Source organism: Candidatus Methylopumilus planktonicus (assembly GCF_000981505.1).
In the GTDB taxonomy this organism is placed as follows: Bacteria; Pseudomonadota; Gammaproteobacteria; order Burkholderiales; family Methylophilaceae; genus Methylopumilus; species Methylopumilus planktonicus.
In genome coordinates this window covers 742,390-758,649 of sequence record NZ_LN827929.1, presented here as the reverse complement: position 1 = coordinate 758,649, position 16,260 = coordinate 742,390, and the positions used below count along the sequence as shown (strand labels likewise).

General features: G+C 36.9%; 15 protein-coding genes. 10 read left to right on the top strand and 5 right to left on the bottom strand.

Translation table 11 applies throughout. The annotated features are described in order from the left end of the window. Nucleotides 1-75: 75 nt before the first annotated feature. Nucleotides 76-636 carry an oligoribonuclease gene (gene orn / locus BN1208_RS04105; RefSeq protein ID WP_046488152.1) on the top strand — a complete coding sequence of 187 codons (561 nt, stop codon included), beginning with the start codon at nt 76-78 and terminating at the stop codon, nt 634-636. Beyond that, the gene (gene crcB / locus BN1208_RS04100; RefSeq protein WP_052734632.1) at nt 633-1,016 is read left to right on the top strand and encodes a fluoride efflux transporter CrcB; all 384 of its coding nucleotides are present in this window, start codon (nt 633-635) and stop codon (nt 1,014-1,016) included. The genes orn and crcB overlap by 4 nt, the downstream gene beginning before the upstream one ends. Here the strand turns inward: crcB and BN1208_RS04095 are convergent. Next, complete coding sequence (locus tag BN1208_RS04095) at nt 1,009-3,351, bottom strand: Rne/Rng family ribonuclease (RefSeq protein ID WP_046488146.1); 2,343 nt, start codon at nt 3,349-3,351, stop codon at nt 1,009-1,011. The genes crcB and BN1208_RS04095 overlap by 8 nt on opposite strands. 391 nt (nt 3,352-3,742) lie before the next feature. Between BN1208_RS04095 and BN1208_RS04090 the strand changes: the two genes are divergently transcribed. From BN1208_RS04090 to BN1208_RS04075, 4 genes are read left to right on the top strand one after another with little or no spacing between them, the layout of a single operon-like run. After that, nucleotides 3,743-4,735, top strand: coding sequence for an RluA family pseudouridine synthase (locus BN1208_RS04090; RefSeq protein ID WP_046488144.1), 993 nt, complete (start codon nt 3,743-3,745; stop codon nt 4,733-4,735). Then, nucleotides 4,732-5,385, top strand: a complete 654-nt coding sequence (locus BN1208_RS04085) for an HAD family hydrolase (protein WP_046488142.1) — start codon at nt 4,732-4,734, stop codon at nt 5,383-5,385. Before BN1208_RS04090 ends, BN1208_RS04085 begins: the two co-directional genes overlap by 4 nt. After that, nucleotides 5,382-5,729, top strand: coding sequence for a Rieske (2Fe-2S) protein (locus BN1208_RS04080; RefSeq protein WP_046488140.1), 348 nt, complete (start codon nt 5,382-5,384; stop codon nt 5,727-5,729). Before BN1208_RS04085 ends, BN1208_RS04080 begins: the two co-directional genes overlap by 4 nt. A gap of 21 nt (nt 5,730-5,750) precedes the next feature. Then, nucleotides 5,751-6,725 carry a S49 family peptidase gene (locus BN1208_RS04075; RefSeq protein ID WP_046488138.1) on the top strand — a complete coding sequence of 325 codons (975 nt, stop codon included), beginning with the start codon at nt 5,751-5,753 and terminating at the stop codon, nt 6,723-6,725. A 10-nt stretch (nt 6,726-6,735) separates the two neighbouring features. Here BN1208_RS04075 and pgi read toward each other — a convergent pair whose 3' ends face one another. Both pgi and queG read right to left on the bottom strand, forming a co-directional pair. Then, nucleotides 6,736-8,388 (bottom strand): glucose-6-phosphate isomerase, encoded by a 1,653-nt coding sequence (gene pgi / locus BN1208_RS04070; RefSeq protein ID WP_046488136.1) that lies wholly within the window; start codon nt 8,386-8,388, stop codon nt 6,736-6,738. Between the two features lie 70 nt (nt 8,389-8,458). Next, entirely contained in the window at nt 8,459-9,532 is a 1,074-nt protein-coding gene (gene queG, locus BN1208_RS04065) for a tRNA epoxyqueuosine(34) reductase QueG (RefSeq protein WP_046488133.1), read from the bottom strand. Nucleotides 9,533-9,562: 30 nt separating this feature from the next. Between queG and tsaE the strand changes: the two genes are divergently transcribed. From tsaE to BN1208_RS04045, 4 genes are read left to right on the top strand one after another with little or no spacing between them, the layout of a single operon-like run. Further along, nucleotides 9,563-10,024: a tRNA (adenosine(37)-N6)-threonylcarbamoyltransferase complex ATPase subunit type 1 TsaE gene (gene tsaE, locus BN1208_RS04060; RefSeq protein ID WP_046488129.1), complete on the top strand. Its 462-nt coding sequence runs from the start codon at nt 9,563-9,565 to the stop codon at nt 10,022-10,024. A 17-nt stretch (nt 10,025-10,041) separates the two neighbouring features. Then, a complete protein-coding gene (locus tag BN1208_RS04055; protein WP_231854570.1) occupies nt 10,042-11,265 on the top strand; it encodes an N-acetylmuramoyl-L-alanine amidase in 1,224 nt (407 codons plus the stop codon). A gap of 3 nt (nt 11,266-11,268) precedes the next feature. Continuing rightward, complete coding sequence (gene miaA / locus BN1208_RS04050) at nt 11,269-12,207, top strand: tRNA (adenosine(37)-N6)-dimethylallyltransferase MiaA (RefSeq protein WP_046488123.1); 939 nt, start codon at nt 11,269-11,271, stop codon at nt 12,205-12,207. Next, a complete protein-coding gene (locus BN1208_RS04045) occupies nt 12,207-13,067 on the top strand; it encodes a DMT family transporter (RefSeq protein WP_046488120.1) in 861 nt (286 codons plus the stop codon). The genes miaA and BN1208_RS04045 overlap by 1 nt, the downstream gene beginning before the upstream one ends. On the opposite strand, the gene BN1208_RS04040 is transcribed toward BN1208_RS04045, so the two are convergent. Both BN1208_RS04040 and mnmC1 read right to left on the bottom strand, forming a co-directional pair. After that, the gene (locus tag BN1208_RS04040; RefSeq protein WP_046488117.1) at nt 13,064-14,920 is read right to left on the bottom strand and encodes an O-linked N-acetylglucosamine transferase, SPINDLY family protein; all 1,857 of its coding nucleotides are present in this window, start codon (nt 14,918-14,920) and stop codon (nt 13,064-13,066) included. The genes BN1208_RS04045 and BN1208_RS04040 overlap by 4 nt on opposite strands. An 8-nt stretch (nt 14,921-14,928) precedes the next feature. Next, nucleotides 14,929-16,131 carry an FAD-dependent 5-carboxymethylaminomethyl-2-thiouridine(34) oxidoreductase MnmC1 gene (gene mnmC1, locus BN1208_RS04035; protein ID WP_046488114.1) on the bottom strand — a complete coding sequence of 401 codons (1,203 nt, stop codon included), beginning with the start codon at nt 16,129-16,131 and terminating at the stop codon, nt 14,929-14,931. Nucleotides 16,132-16,260 lie beyond the last annotated feature (129 nt).

Genomic DNA, 16,260 nt, shown 5'->3' with positions numbered 1-16,260 from the left:
TAAGTTAATATTCTAGTATTCTGTATGAAAACAATCTCACGTTGTAGATTGTTTTAATCAATTAGTACTATTTTAATGGAAATCATGATGAGTTCTTCGGACGATAATTTAATTTGGCTTGATATGGAAATGAGTGGCCTTAATACTGAGACCGATAAGGTGCTTGAGATAGCAACTGTAGTCACTGATCCTCATTTAAATATCATTGCAGAAGGCCCAGTTATTGTTATTCATCAGTCAGATGAGGTATTGAATGGTATGGATACATGGAATCAATCTACCCACTTAAAATCAGGATTGATTGAAAGGGTTAAGCAATCATCTTTTGATGAGGCCCACGCCTCAGAAGCGACCATTGAGTTTTTAAAAAAACATATTGCACCAAGTAAATCACCGATGTGCGGCAATTCAATCTGCCAAGATCGACGTTTTATGGCAAAACATATGCCTAATTTAGAAAGTTATTTTCATTACAGAAATCTAGACGTCAGTGTTTTTAAAGAACTTTCTCGTCGATGGAGACCTTCACTCTACCAAGGTTTTAAAAAAACAAGCAAACATGAAGCCTTGTCAGATATATATGATTCAATCGACGAATTGAAATATTATCGCGAGCATTTCTTAAAATTATCTTGAAAAATTTTTTATATATAGGCTTTGCTGCGGCTATTGGCGGATGGAGTCGTTGGGGTATAGGTATATTATTAAATTCACTTCATCCGATATTTCCGATAGGAACATTAACAATCAATCTTGTGGGTGGCTTTTTAATGGGTGTATCGATGGGAGCTTTTGAATTTTTTAGTGACCTTAGCCCAGACTTGAAACTTATTATTAATATAGGTTTTTTAGGAAGCCTTACTACATTCTCTGCATTTACTGCTGAGATCTTTCAGTTGTTGCAAAAGAATGAGCTCGTCTCCTCGCTCACCCTTATTGCGCTTCATGTCGTAGGATCGATATTAATGGCTTACCTTGGTTGGTTGACAATAGGCTTTATTAAACAGTCTATTTAGCAGGTTTTTTCTTTGTAGCCTTTGTTTCAACCATTACGATAGGTTCATCTTTGGCTTTTTCTTTCTTTTGCCAAGCAGCTGTTTTCTTTGGCGCTACTTTTTTCGGTTTTTCTTCGACTTCTTTTTTAGCCTTAGGTTTCGATTTAGCTTTTGTCTCAACAAGCTCAAGACCGACTGCTTTTAGATCAACTGGTTTTTCTTCTACTCTTTTTCTAGGTTTGGGAGGAGTAGGTTTTTTGGATGCTTCAATTGGCTTAGGCTCTGATTTTGTGACCTGAGGGACCCTTGCTTCAGGAGCAGATTTATTTAAAGTTGGCGCATCTTGAGATGCTAAAGCTTTTTTCTCAAAATCATTTGGACCTTGATTCGATCTTGTTCCGCGATCTTTGTTAAAACGACCGCGACTATTGTGATTGTTTCGTCCACGTCTATTGTTATCTTGATTAGGTCGTGTTTCAGGAGGAGATGTTTTTTCTGAAGGAAGCGTTAAATCTGTTTCAGAAGGTTTTGCCTCTCCTTGAGGTTTTTTATTATTATGCTGCTGTTTAAATTTTTGATTGCGATTATTACGTCCTCGATTATTATTTTGCGGACGTGGACGATTATTTTCTGTCGTTTCTGAAACTTCTATTTTTTCTTCACTAGAATTTTGAGTATTTTCATCATCACCAGCAATAAGATTTTTAAAGAATCCAAATAATGTTTTATTTGGTTTTCCCGATCCTGTTGGAGCAGGGGTATCAGGAACGATGCCTTTTACTAAAGGCTCTTGTTTTGGTTCACTAGAGGCTTGTTTATAATTTAAAACTTGGTTACCTTCATTAAGAGACTCCATCATTTGGTAACTAGGCTTAGATTGATTAGCAATATCTTCTTGTTTAGCACTTGAGATTGAATAATTTGGGGACTCAAGATGCTTATTAGGGATTAAAATAATTTCAACTTTTAAGCGCTGTTCGAGACTGTATATATCTGAGCGCTTTTCATTTAGAAGGAATGTAGCAACTTCAATAGGCAATTGAGCTGAAATAGTTGCATTATGTTCTTTCATGGCTTCTTCTTGAATCATACGAAGAATATGTAATGCCGATGATTGAATATCTCTAATTGAGCCAGTACCATTACATTTAGTACATAAACTATTGCTTGATTCGCCGATACTTGGACGAAGTCGCTGACGAGAAAGCTCGAGTAATCCAAAGCGTGAAATTTTTCCAGTTTGGACTCGTGCGCGATCGTGATGAAGTGCATCTCTAAATCGGTTTTCTACTTCGCGTTGATTTTTTTGGCTTTCCATATCAATGAAGTCAATGACAATTAGGCCGCCTAAGTCGCGAAGTCTTAACTGTTTAGCTACTTCTTCAGCAGCTTCAATATTTGTATTAAATGCCGTGTGTTCAATATCGCTTCCTTTAGTGGCTCTTGATGAGTTCACATCTATAGAAACAAGAGCTTCTGTATGGTCAATCACAATAGCGCCACCAGAAGGTAATCTCACTTCTCTTGAAAAAGCAGATTCAATTTGATGTTCAATTTGGAAGCGAGAAAATAAAGAAACTTCATCTTCATAGAGTTTTACGCGATCTACATAATTTGGCATCACATGATTCATAAATTGTGTCGCTTGATCATAAATCTCTTGAGCATCAATGAGAATTTCACCTATCTCAGGATGAAAGTAGTCTCTGATGGCACGAATAACAAGATTGCCTTCTTGATAAATGAGGAATGCGCCTGATTGGCCTTGAGATGCTTCTTCAATCGCTGTCCACAGTTGTTTTAAATAATTTAAATCCCACTGCAGCTCTTCAAGAGAGGAACCCACACCCGCAGTTCGACCAATAACACTCATACCTTCTGTGATATCTAAGTTTGAAATATGATCGCGGAATTCTTTGCGCTCTTCACCTTCAACACGTCTTGAAACACCTCCGCCATCGGGATTATTGGGCATTAATACGATATATCGTCCTGCAAGAGAAAGGTAGCTTGAAAGCGCGGCACCTTTGTTGCCACGTTCTTCTTTTGTAACTTGGACAATGATTTCTTGACCTTCTTCAATGACGTCTTGAATGCGAGGGAGATTTTGAGTTGAGTCTTTAAAGTATTGCGGTGAAATTTCTTTGAAAGGAAGAAAGCCATGACGCTCTGCACCGTAGTTTACAAAAGCAGCTTCAAGCGAAGGTTCCACTCGAGTCACAATGCCTTTATAGATATTACTTTTCTTTAAAGCGCGACTTCCGCGTTCAATATCTAGATCTATTAATTTTTGACCATCTACAATCGCAACTCGTAATTCTTCTGATTGGGTTGCATTAAAAAGCATACGTTTCATTATCTAAAACTCCTACAAGTAGGTTTTAAGATAAAGAATGTATTTCAGCTGTTCAGGTGCACACCTAACCTTAGGAAAGGTTAGCGTTCCTTGAGTTAAAACTTTTTTGTCAAAAAGTTTTTTTAAACTATTTACTTAATCACAAATCTTATTAGTAAGATTGTTGAGCAATATATTTATTAATCTTTGTTGTGAACATGTGCAATAAAACTAAAATATTCTTTAAATTTTTAAACCTTGATTCAAGGCCGCTACTTAAAATAAGGCGAGCGGAAAAAGCCATAGTAATTTGTTGTCACGGTATAATTCAGCTTAAATTATCTCTTTAATTCAATTGATTAAGAGCATCTGAACAGACCTAGTATAGGGTATAAATCAAATTACACAAAATATGGCTCAAAATACAAACCTTAAAAATCTTTTTTCTGATGAAAAAGCTACATTTGTCCTTGTGGATGAAGCAAGCGAGACACAAAAAATCGATAATTTTCTCTTAAAAATTTTAAAAAATGTGCCTAAAAGCCATGTTTATAAAATTCTTAGAAGTGGTGAGGTGAGGGTGAATAAAAAGCGAGTCGACACTACTTATCGTCTGATGATCGGGGATCAAGTAAGAATCCCTCCTATTGCCATAGAGGTTGAGAGAACGCCGCACGTTATTGAACCCAAACAGCAACAAACCGACTGGTTAGACACTAATATTATTTACGAAGATGATGCGTTATTGGCGATTAATAAACCAAGCGGCTATGCTGTCCACGGGGGTAGTGGACTTAACTTTGGTGTCATAGAACTGATTCGACATGTAAGACCTAAAGCCAAATTTTTAGAGCTCGTTCATCGTATTGATAGGGAAACCTCCGGCATTTTATTGATTGCCAAAAAGCGTTCAGCACTTGTTAATATGCACGATATGATGCGACATAATCGTATTGAAAAAAAATACACCATGATGGTTGAAGGTGAGTGGACTGAATCCAAGAAAACAGTCGAACTTATGCTCAAAAAAACCTTCACACAAGGAGGCGAGAGACGGGTCAACGTGACTGAGGATGAAGATGATGATAGCCAAAATCAAATGAGCAAAACGATCTTTTACTTAAAAAAATCTTTAGGGCCTTACACCCTCCTTGAAGCTAAACTTATTACCGGAAGAACCCATCAGCTTAGAGTTCAGCTCGCCCACCTAGGATTCCCTATTTTAGGTGACGACAAATATGGAGATTTTTCCTTAAACAAGGCGCTCCAAAAAAAGGGCTTAAAACGGATGTTTCTTCATGCATTCTCTATGAAAATGAAACACCCTTTAACTGAGGAGCCTTTGGAGTTACGAGCCCCTTTGCCCCTGGAGCTTGATGCATTTTTAAGTCAGCAAGCCTCATGAAATCACCTCGCTTTGATTTAGTTATTTTGGACTGGGATGGCACGGTTGCAGATTCGACAGGCATCATTGTAGATGCAGTTATATCAGCAGCTGAAGGTGCGGGTGTGATAGCGCCACCTAGAGCATTAATTTTAAAAACTTTAGGATTGGGTTTAAATCAATTATTACTTAAACTGTTCCCTCATTTATCTACCGAATTATTAGAGAAAGTAGCCGAAGGTTACCGCTCGCATTATCATGCAAATGAGGGTAATTCATATCTTTTTGATGGCGTGAAAGAGGGAATCGGTCAACTTTATCAGCATAAATGTAAGCTTGCAGTAGCCACCGGAAAAAGTAGAAAAGGGTTGAAGTTTGCGTTGCAAGATACTGAATTAAATAAATATTTTGTATCTACTAAAACAGTAGATGAGTGCTTTTCAAAACCTCACCCTCATATGGTAGAGGCTATTTTGGAGGAAACTAAGATTCCAGCTGATCGCGCCGTGATTGTAGGAGATACTCACTACGATCTTGAGATGGGAAGGAACGCCCGTATTCAAAGTATCGCGGTGACCTATGGAGCCCAACCTAAAGATGTGTTGCTCACTTATGAGCCTTTGGCATGCCTTGATTCTTTTACAGAGGTTGTCGATTTCTTGTTACCATGAGTTCAAACGTAAAAATTGAAATAGATAAAAAAGAATTTCAAGGTGAGGGTTCAACCGTTAAATTTGAATATCAAAAAGCGTCTGCAACACAATCAGGCTTTGCAGTTCTTTTTGAGGGCAAGTACCATGCTTATCTTAACCAATGTCAGCACATGCCGATTGAGCTTGATTACAAACCAAATGAATTTATGGATGATGAAAAAGAGTGGATTGTATGTTCTACCCATGGCGCTATTTACCATCCTGCTTCAGGAGAATGTATTTCAGGGCCTTGTCGCGGTGAAACATTACAAAAATTAAATGTTACAGAATCAAACAATGTATTATGGGTTGAAATTTTTTAAAGCATTTATGGAGTATGACAAATGGCAGTTAGAAAAAAGACAGAAAGTAAAACAAACGCACATTGGGAAAGAGAAGCTTTAGAAAAAATTGCGCTTTCAGCTTTAGGCGAGCAAAAAATCGCAAGGCGCTGGGGTATTTTTTTCAAATCGATTACATTTTTATATCTTTTTGTGCTTTTATTTTTTGCATTTGGTGCCTCGCATACCAAGGGTGGGTCTGGCAATCATACTGCACTGATTGAAATTAATGGTGTGATAGGAGAGAAGGACGAGGTTAATGCAAAAGACTTTTTCGAGAGCGTGCAAAGGGCTTATGAAAGTCGTGGTACAAAAGGTATTATTTTAAAAATTAATAGCCCGGGTGGAAGTCCAGTTCAAGCCGGAATGATTAATGATGAAATTAAACGACAAAAAAAATTACATCCTCTTATTCCTGTTTATGCAGTCGTGGAAGATATTTGTGCTTCAGGAGGTTATTATGTTGCTGTAGCAGCTGATGAAATTTTTGTAGATAAAGCTAGCATTGTTGGCTCCATTGGCGTTCTCATGGATGGCTTTGGTTTTACGGAGACCATGAAGAAAGCTGGCGTTGAAAGACGACTGATGACTGCAGGTTCAAACAAAGCCATGCTTGATCCTTTTTCTCCAGTGAATCCAAAGCAACAAGCCTTTGTTCAGGAAATGCTCAATCAGGTTCATCAACAATTTATCAAAGTGGTTAAAGATGGCCGTGGTAATCGACTTAAGGAATCTCCAGAAACATTCAGTGGTCTTTTTTGGAATGGCGAGGCTGCTGTTAAATTAGGTTTGGCTGATGGTTTTGGTAATTATGATTATGTTGCTCGTGAAATTATTAAAGCTGAAGAGGTGGTTGATTTTACGACTTATGAAGGTTTTGCTGACCGTTTTGCCCGTAAATTTGGTGCAAGTTTAGGGTCTTCTATGAATGAATCTTTACGAACAGCTATATTAAATCAAAAATTAATTATTAAATAATATCAAAGAGTTATTGATTTTTTTTAATGTAATTAATTAATCCATTTGTAGAGCTGTCAAAGTCATGTGTAGGTGTTTTTTCAGAGAGCTTAGGTAAAACTTGTTTTGCAATTTGCTTGCCATATTCCACACCCCATTGATCAAATGAATTGATATTCCATATGATGCCTTGGGTAAAGATCTTATGTTCATACATGGCAATAAGCTGACCCAAAGTCTTTGGCGTTAATTTTTGGAAAAGTATGGATGAAGTGGGGCGATTACCTTCAAATGTTTTTTGAGGGATAAAGCTTTCAATATCCTCACCTTCAAAGCCTTGTTTTTCAATTTCAGCGCGCGCTTCATCATATGTTTTTCCTAGCATGAGCGATTGCGTTTGCGCGATAAAGTTTGCAAGTAAAATTTTATGATGTTCATCACCGTCTTTGCCTATCGCATAATGAGACTCAATCGGTATCATGAAATCTGCTGGAACAATTTCTGTACCTTGGTGAAGAAGTTGGTAGAAGGCATGCTGGCCATTGGTGCCAACCTCACCCCAGAGGACAGGGCCTGTATGAAAATCAATACGCTCTCCATCGCGATTGATAAATTTGCCGTTACTTTCCATATCTGCTTGTTGAAGATAAGATGCTAGCTTAGATAATCCTTGGTCGTAAGCTAAGATCGCATGGGTTGGAAAGTTAAAGAAATTAATGTTCCAAACACCTAATAAGCCCATCATCATTGGAATATTTTGTTCTATGGGCGCTGTTTTAAAATGCTCGTCCATTTCGAATCCGCCCTTATGCAATTCTTCAAAACTATCCATACCAATATATAACGCAATAGAAAGCCCGATCGCAGACCAAAGGGAGTAGCGACCGCCTACCCAATCCCAAAACTCAAACATATTTTCTGTGTCGATACCGAATTGTGATACGACATGCTGATTTGTCGACAGCGCAACAAAGTGTTTCTTAATATGTTGGTTATCTTTTGCAGCCTTGAGAAACCAATCCCTTGCCGAGAAAGCATTGGCCATTGTTTCTTGCGTCGTAAATGTTTTAGAAGCAACAATAAAGAGCGTTGTTTCTGGATTACATTTTTCTAATGCCTGTGAAAGGTCGGCACCGTCTACGTTAGATACGAAATAGGGTGTTATAGTTTTTGAGCCATAAGGTTTCAATGCCTGACAAACCATAGCAGGTCCTAAATCAGAGCCGCCTATACCGATATTAATCACACTCGTAATTGCTTTGCCAGTAAAGCCTTTCCATTGGCCTGATCTTACTTCTTCGCTAAAACGGCGCATTTTTTTGAGTACTTTTTTAACTTTAGGCATGACATCTTCGCCATCGGACATAATCGGTGTTTCATTTTGATTTCGAAGTGCTGTATGAAGCACTGCACGATGTTCAGTGGAGTTTATTTTTTCACCCTCAAACATGCGATCTCGCCAATTCTCTACATCCACTTCTTTTGCAAGCTTAACTAGGAGGCTAATTGTTTCTTTTGAAATATGATGTTTTGAGTAATCCAGAAGTAAATCATTAAACTGAATGTGAAATTGATTGAAACGTTCAGGGTCTGATTTGAACATCTCGCGAAGTGAGATGGATTCGATATCTTTTTTATGTTGATTTAGCGCTTGCCAGATAGGCGACTGATTAATTTGCGACATGTATAACGTTCAACTCAAGGATTTAATGATGAAAATTTCTATATAACTTCACATTATAGCAAAGACATACTTAATTCATATGAAAATTATGTTGCGCGAGCGCCCATGATATATGTTCTTTGACAAGTGGAGAGGCTTCACTTAGTCTAACCTTAAGGGCATTCACGATAGTTTCAGATGTTTTAGCGTTACCAAGCCCTATCGCAATATTTCTCAACCATTGTTCATAACCAATGCGAAGGATTGCACTACCTTCCATGTATTTGATAAATTCTGCTTCGGTCCATAAAAAGCATTCCACGAGCTCAATATCATCTAAGCCGTGCCTTACCTTAAAGTCATCCTCTTTGGTCATTTGACCAAATTTATTCCAAGGGCAATACAATTGGCAGTCATCACACCCATAAACACGATTACCAATTTGTTTTCTATATTCCAAAGGTATAGAGGATTTATGTTCAATAGTGAGGTAAGAGATACATTTTCGTGCATCGAGCTTATAAGGTCCTACGATGGCTTTTGTTGGACATACATCCATGCAGCTTGTGCATGTGCCGCAATGATTTTCCACTTTTTTATCAACAGGTAGAGGTAAATTAATATAAATTTCACCGAGGAAGAACCAAGAGCCATGTTCTTTATTAATAAGTAAAGTATGTTTTCCTCGCCAACCCAGACCAGACTTCTCAGCAAGTTCCACTTCCATAACGGGGGCGCTATCTGTAAATAATCTAAATTCAAATGATTGATCAAGCGTTTTATGGGCTTCTTTTTGAATTTTATCTGAAAGTTTTTTTAATTTAGCACGCATGACTTTATGGTAATCGCGACCTAATGCATACCGAGAAATGAAAGCTTTTTGATCGTCCTTTAAAACGGCTTCTGAATTGTGAGAGTGGGGAAAATAATTAAGCCTAGCTGAAATAATTCGAATGGTATAAGGCACTAACTCATCTGGCTGATATCGCCGAGAACCATGTTTTACCATATAATGCATCTCACCATGAAACCCTTGTTTAATCCATTCTAGATAATGATCTTTCGTATGATTAAGATCTATATCAGCAATGCCAATTTGAGCAAAACCAATTTCTTGGCCCCAGTCTTTAATTTGCAATGCTAATTGATCCCAAATGTCTGCCATGTTTTAATTATTTTTTTATAAGTACTGTCTATGATGTTTGATTCTAATTATGACTTAAAAGATGAAAGTGAAACACTTCGTTTCGCAGAAAGCATGTCGAGCCATTTACACCCCGGAATGAATTTATATTTAAAAGGTGAATTAGGCGCTGGAAAAACCACATTTGTAAGAGGTCTCCTTCGTGGGCTTGGTTATCAAGATAAAGTTAAAAGCCCAACTTACACACTGGTTGAGTCTTATAGCTTTCTAAAATTTACGATCTATCACTTTGACCTTTATCGATTTAAAAGCGATCATGAGTGGGACGATGCTGGATTTAGAGAATATTTTAATGAAACGTCTATTTGTTTAATTGAGTGGCCAGAAAAAGCAGGGGGTTTGCTTCCAGAGCCTGATATTTCAATTGAGCTGAGTCACGAGTCATTTGGTCGCCATCTTCACTTGATTGGCTTCACCCCTATAGGAAGTGAATGTTTAAAAACTATTATCTGAAAATTATTTTTATCCTCATGTTGGTGATATTTCCCAATCATATCTTGGCAAAAAATGCGATTGAGTCAGCTCGTGTATGGCCTGCAAGAGAATATACACGAGTAACTCTTGAGTCTACTAAGCCTATTAGTAATGATCAAATGATCTTAAAGAATCCAGATCGCTTGGTGATTGATCTTCATGATATTGATCTTAATGACGACTTAAAAAACTTAAGCACAAAAATTTTATCAAGCGATCCTAATATTAAACAAATTCGTGTTGCTAAGTTTAATAACCAAGTATCTCGAGTCGTCATCGAATTAAGATCAGAATCTAAAATTAATATTTTTTCTCTTAAGCCCGCAGGAGGATACAAACATCGTCTGGTCATTGATGTGTACCCAAGAGTTGATGAATTAATGGCGTTCGTACAAGATAAAGAAAAAAAAGATCCCACTCCACCTAAAAAAGAGATTGTGTTAACACCCCCAGAAATTAAGAAAGAAAAAATATCTCAAGAAGTGCCATCACCATCACAAACGACTAAAAGTTTCACTAAAAAAATCGTGATAGCTATTGATGCTGGACATGGTGGCGAGGATTCTGGCGCCAGAGGTGCTTCTGGTAGTTTAGAAAAAAATATTACTTTGTCGATTGCCAGAAAACTTAAAAAAGAGATTGATAATGACGAACAATTAAGAGCGGTGCTTACGCGAGATGATGACTATTTTGTTCCCCTTCATGTCCGAGTGGTTAAAGCAAGAAAACTAAAAGCAGACCTCTTTGTGTCTATACACGCCGATGCTTTTACTAATCCGGAAGCTAAGGGCTCTTCCGTATTTGCTTTATCAGAAAGGGGCGCTACTTCTGCTTCTGCAAAATATTTAGCTAATAAAGAAAATGAGTCTGATTTAATTGGCGGTGTAAGTTTGGATGATAAAGATCCGATGCTTGCTAAGACATTACTCGATTTATCGCAATCAGCAACTATCAACGATAGTGTCAAGCTTGGTAATTTTGTATTGGATCAATTAGGCGAAATCAATGACTTACATAAGAATAATGTAGAGCAAGCTGGATTTGCAGTTCTTAAGTCACCTGATATCCCATCTATTCTTGTGGAAACAGCTTTTATAAGTAATCCAAAAGAAGAGCAGATTTTAAATAATGAAGAGCACCAAGAGATTTTAGCTAAAAATATTTTAATTGGTATAAAAAAATATTTAGCTTCCAATCCTAATATTGCTAAGAATTTCTAAAGCATGGCTATAGAGAAGCCAGCTGTTTTCTTTTTGATAGGTCCTACAGCTTCAGGCAAAACTAATCTTGCTGTTGAGCTTGTCAATACATTCCCTTTTGAAATTATTAGTGTTGATTCAGCACAAATATATCAAGACATGGATATTGGTGTAGCTAAACCATCTCAAGATATTCTAGATAAGGTACCTCATCATCTTATTAATATTATGAAGCCTAACGAGGCTTATTCCGTAGCGCAATTTACGAAAGACGCTTTAAAACTTATTGATGAAATTCTCATGCGTGGCCATATTCCACTCCTTGTCGGAGGTACTATGATGTATTTCAATGGCCTTGAAAAGGGAATTAATCAAATGCCTATGACTGATGAGCAGTTTCGAAAAGATATAGAAATAGAAGCGAGTCAAGTCGGCTGGCCGAAGCTTTATGAAAAGCTTAAATCCGTTGACAAAGAAACAGCAGAAAAGTTAAATCCTAACGATGCCCAGCGCATCAGTCGTGCTTTAGAAGTTTTTTACTCATCAGGAAAACCTCTATCTTCTTATCATCAATCAGAAAATAAAGACGTATTCCCATTTTCAGTTTGTAAATTAGGACTCATGCCAAGCAATAGAAAAATTCTTCATCAGCGCATTGAGTTTAGAGTTCATGAAATGATAGAGGCCGGCTTATTTGAAGAGGTGAGATCTTTACTTCAAAAATATCCTATACTTCAAAGCCATATGCCATCCATGAGATCAGTGGGATATCGTCAAACCCTCGAGTACTTTAATGGGGACATTGAAGAAAAAGAATGTATCGATAAGATTATCTTTGCAACACGACAGCTGGCAAAAAGGCAAATGACATGGATGAGGAGTATGGAAAATCTTAATCTATTTGATTGTTCAAATGACTTCATAAGTAAAGAAGTCATAACTTTCGTAAAGGCTAGACTTTAATGAAGATTAAATCTTGGCTGCCGATATTTTCTCTACTTTTTGGAGCTTTTGTCTGGGGAATCATTTGGTATCCCTATCGCTTAATGGCAAATGCCGGTGTTTCAGGCATTTATTCAAGTTTTTATGTGTTTATTTTGACGATTGCCATAGCGCTCCCTTACTTTTTTATTGCTAAGAAAAAGGTCCCTATATGGTCAAAAGATTTTTGGCTTCTTGCTCTTGTTGCAGGTTATACCAATATTAGTTATGTACTTGCTGTCATCGATGGAGAGGTTGTGCGTGTCATGCTTTTATTTTATCTCTCCCCCGTTTGGACTATTTTTTTAGCACATTTTATGCTGAATGAAGATACACAAAAACGTCATTACATCGCTGTCTTTATTTCTCTTATTGGGGCTTTTATTATGTTTTGGGAGCCGGGCTATCTCATTCATTTAGATTCAAAGAGTGATTGGTTAGCTCTTAGCTCCGGCTTAGGTTTTGCAATTACTAATGTGATGACAAGGAAACATGCACATATGACAGTCAATCAAAAAGCATTAGCAATTTGGCTTGGTGTGATCGTAGTAGCCATGATATGCATCATGTTTGATAAAAATACTATGCCAACATTAGATTTTTTCAGGCCAGTTGATGCTGCGATAATGATGATGATTGCATTAAGCTTATTTTTGTCAACTTTGCTTGTACAATTTGGTGTCACGCAAATTAAAGCAGTGGAAGCATCTAGTTTTTTTCTATTTGAAATTGTGGTTGCTGCAATTTCATCTTATTTTCTTGTAGGTGAAAGTATTGCACTTAAAGAGTGGCTAGGGGGAATTTTGATTATTGCTGGCGTGATTCTTTCTGCGCAAAATTAAATAATTTCTTGATAGATACTTTCCAATTTTTTTACAAATAAGCGAGGCTGGAAGTTTGGTGAAGTTGATTTGGCTTCTTTCAGTCTGTGAATTAAGTCCTGTCTATATGTTGAATCTTCAGTGAGCTTCGAAGCGCATCGAATGTAGCTCTCAATATCCTCTGTAATTAGCTCATCTAGATTTAAGCTATGAAGTAAACTTCCTGCCACCCTTGAAGGGAATGTTTTACCCTTAAGTGTCACAATTGGTAAATTCATAGATAAGGCATCGCTGGCTGAAGTGTGAGCGTTATAAGGCAGGGTGTCTAAATAAATATCTGCTAAGGCATGGCGAGCGATATGTTCCTCATTAGGAACGCGTGTCGCGAAAATAATTCTTTCAGATTTAATACTATGTGTCTCCGCAAACCTTTTTAGTTGATCTGAAGCCCATTTATTGGAATGCGTTAACCAGAGAATGCTTTTTGGATATTTTTGTAAAAGCGTAAGCCAGGCTTTGAATATGACTTCTGTAATTTTGAACGATTGATTAAAAGCGCAATATACAAAAGCGTCCGAAGGAATGCCATAATCTTGCCGATTTTTATCATTCGATTGGCTACGATTTTCTATATTCGGTTGATAGGCAAAGGGCAGTCTTAGAATAGATTCTGCATAATATTTTTCATCAGCTTCAGGAATAATAAAATTATCAGCCAAGATAAATTCATAGAGTGATTTTTCTCCTGTCAAACCCATTGTGCCGGGGTAACCAAGCCAATTGATAGTGATTGTGTTTTTAAGTTGTGGGGCAATAAATGCTCGACTGTTATTCGTATAACCGGTTAAATCTATCAATATGTCAATTTCATCATGATTGATAAGAGTCACAGCGCTTCCATCATTGGTACATGAGATATCACGATAATGATCAAATAAACCAATAAGTGTAGTTCGTTCATTTGTATTTTCGCTTGGGGTCGCATCGTAAGCGTAAATATCGAAAATATCACGATCGTGATATTTAATAACGTCGCGTATTAAAAAATATAAGGGATGTAACTTAAAGTCTGATGACAAATACCCAATACGGATTTTATTTTTTCTTTTCCATTTGCCTTTTTGGAATGACTGGGCTTTGTAGTGATTTTGCGTCCACTGATTTGCGCATACCATTTGCTCTTGAGATGAAGAGAATGGATTTGAAATAAAAGCGAACGGGGAAATGAGCGCTTTGGGATTTGTATTCACAATAGAGCATATTTTTTGAAAAAGCTGATCAATCCCATGCCAATCACACATGTGCTGTTTTTGATGGGCGAGATGAAGGTAAGCGTGGAACAAGAGGGGATTGATAGACAATGCGCGCTCATAAGAGGCTACGGCTTTATCTAAGTGACCTAATTCACGCTCTGCATTACCTAAATTGTTCCAGAGGTCAGCATCCTCATCGTTAAGATTTAATGCTTTTTGGTAGCATTGATAAGCCTCATCTCTCTTTTGAAGTTTATCTTTTGCATTGGCTAAATTGTAATAATAAGTCCAATTATTTTTTTCGTATTGAATAGCTTCTTCAAAGCAAGCTTCTGCTAATGAAAATTGTGAATGGATTTGGTATGCATTACCGAGCTCTGACAATGAATAACATAGTGCATTTCTAATATCAAGATTATCTTTGAAAGCCATATAGGAATTTCGGAAATATCCTACTGCATCAACAAATTGTTTGTTTAAAGTACAAAGATTCCCTAATTCTAATTGAATAAACAGATCGTTAGGTTTAGCTTGAAGTGCTTTTGTAAGAACCTCTATGGCACTTACAAGATCGCCTTCTTCTTCATATTTTTTTGCAAGATCAATAAGGGATTTTGACATGATTAAATTTATACCTTAAAAATACGACTTGCTGCTTTTTTTAAACTCATTTTTTTGAGCCTATATCTTTCCGGATTTGTGTAATTGAGTGTTCCTTTATCATCTTTAGATAATTTTTTGTTGATTAAATTAGCGAGGACGAAGGTGCAGTAGGGGGCAAACGTAAAGCCTCTGGAGCCAAATCCACTCGCAACATACAAATTGTCCAGCCATGGGAGTTGATCTGTCTGAGCCAGCTCTCTCACACGCATTTTTTTAAATAATTCATTATTAAATACGCGACCTACATAAGGCTTTCTATCTTTTGTAGATGCTCGCCAAGACACTCTCCCAGAAATTGTTTTTTGCGCTAAACAATAATTATGAAATTCTCGATGTATTTTTTTTATTGAAGCGATATTCTTTTTTGTATCGCTTAATCTTAAGTCCTTATTAAAGTCATTCATGCCATAAGTTGCACCAAAAATATGCTTATTTTGCATGAGTGGCGCCACGTATCCCTCATCACAGATCACGATAGAAGGCATTTGAAATGGTGTTGAATTTACCCAATTGATCTGTCCTCGGAAAGCATCGGTATGTAAATGTTGAGTTAAGTCAAATTGATGCAGATATGCTGCATTACAAATGGCAACATGATCGCTTTTGAAAATTTTCTGATTTTTTGTCTTAAGTGTCCATTCATTATTTAATTTTTCAATCGATATTATTTTCTGGTTTGTGAGTACTTTAATATTTGAATGATTTACTAAATGCCGACATAGGGCTATTGGATTTACCCAGCCTCCTCTATGGAAGAGAAGCCCACTTAAATCCTGATTCATTAAATATTTTTTAAGTATTGGTTTATCTATTGATATTAAAATTTTTTCTTGGTCTACACTTCCACTTGAAAAATTAATTTCTAATTTATGGGAATATGCTTCCTCTAAAATTTCAATCGCACCATCAAATCGATAATCATCTTTATTTAGACCTAATTTATCTATCCATGCTGTCGTAAACATAAAACTTTTTAGCATGAAATCATTGTATGCCTTATCGTTAAGCATAAATTTGGGATAAATTGCTGCCACTGGATTTCCCGAACCCCCAGACGCTATATCATCTTGGCTCTCTAATAATGTGACATCCCATCCGGTATTTGCTAAAAAATGTGCTAATGAACAGCCTGTAATACCAGCTCCAATGATTACTATATTTTTTTGCATGTAAGGTTGTCAGTCTATATCTGGTATTAAAAAAAGATTGCTTGCGATAAGATATCAGTATTAGGCATTATCCATAAAGTGCTTTATTAATCTAGCAATCTCATACGATCGTTTTGAAAGGGTATACGT

Coding starts and splice junctions, on each gene's coding strand:
- tsaE (WP_046488129.1), top strand. CDS start 9,563: ATGATGTTTGATTCTAATTATGACTTAAAAGATGAAAGTGAAACACTT.
- BN1208_RS04080 (WP_046488140.1), top strand. CDS start 5,382: ATGAGTTCAAACGTAAAAATTGAAATAGATAAAAAAGAATTTCAAGGT.
- orn (WP_046488152.1), top strand. CDS start 76: ATGGAAATCATGATGAGTTCTTCGGACGATAATTTAATTTGGCTTGAT.
- miaA (WP_046488123.1), top strand. CDS start 11,269: ATGGCTATAGAGAAGCCAGCTGTTTTCTTTTTGATAGGTCCTACAGCT.
- pgi (WP_046488136.1), bottom strand. CDS start 8,388: ATGTCGCAAATTAATCAGTCGCCTATCTGGCAAGCGCTAAATCAACAT.
- BN1208_RS04090 (WP_046488144.1), top strand. CDS start 3,743: ATGGCTCAAAATACAAACCTTAAAAATCTTTTTTCTGATGAAAAAGCT.
- BN1208_RS04045 (WP_046488120.1), top strand. CDS start 12,207: ATGAAGATTAAATCTTGGCTGCCGATATTTTCTCTACTTTTTGGAGCT.
- BN1208_RS04040 (WP_046488117.1), bottom strand. CDS start 14,920: ATGTCAAAATCCCTTATTGATCTTGCAAAAAAATATGAAGAAGAAGGC.
- BN1208_RS04085 (WP_046488142.1), top strand. CDS start 4,732: ATGAAATCACCTCGCTTTGATTTAGTTATTTTGGACTGGGATGGCACG.
- BN1208_RS04095 (WP_046488146.1), bottom strand. CDS start 3,351: ATGAAACGTATGCTTTTTAATGCAACCCAATCAGAAGAATTACGAGTT.
- BN1208_RS04075 (WP_046488138.1), top strand. CDS start 5,751: ATGGCAGTTAGAAAAAAGACAGAAAGTAAAACAAACGCACATTGGGAA.
- mnmC1 (WP_046488114.1), bottom strand. CDS start 16,131: ATGCAAAAAAATATAGTAATCATTGGAGCTGGTATTACAGGCTGTTCA.
- BN1208_RS04055 (WP_231854570.1), top strand. CDS start 10,042: ATGTTGGTGATATTTCCCAATCATATCTTGGCAAAAAATGCGATTGAG.
- queG (WP_046488133.1), bottom strand. CDS start 9,532: ATGGCAGACATTTGGGATCAATTAGCATTGCAAATTAAAGACTGGGGC.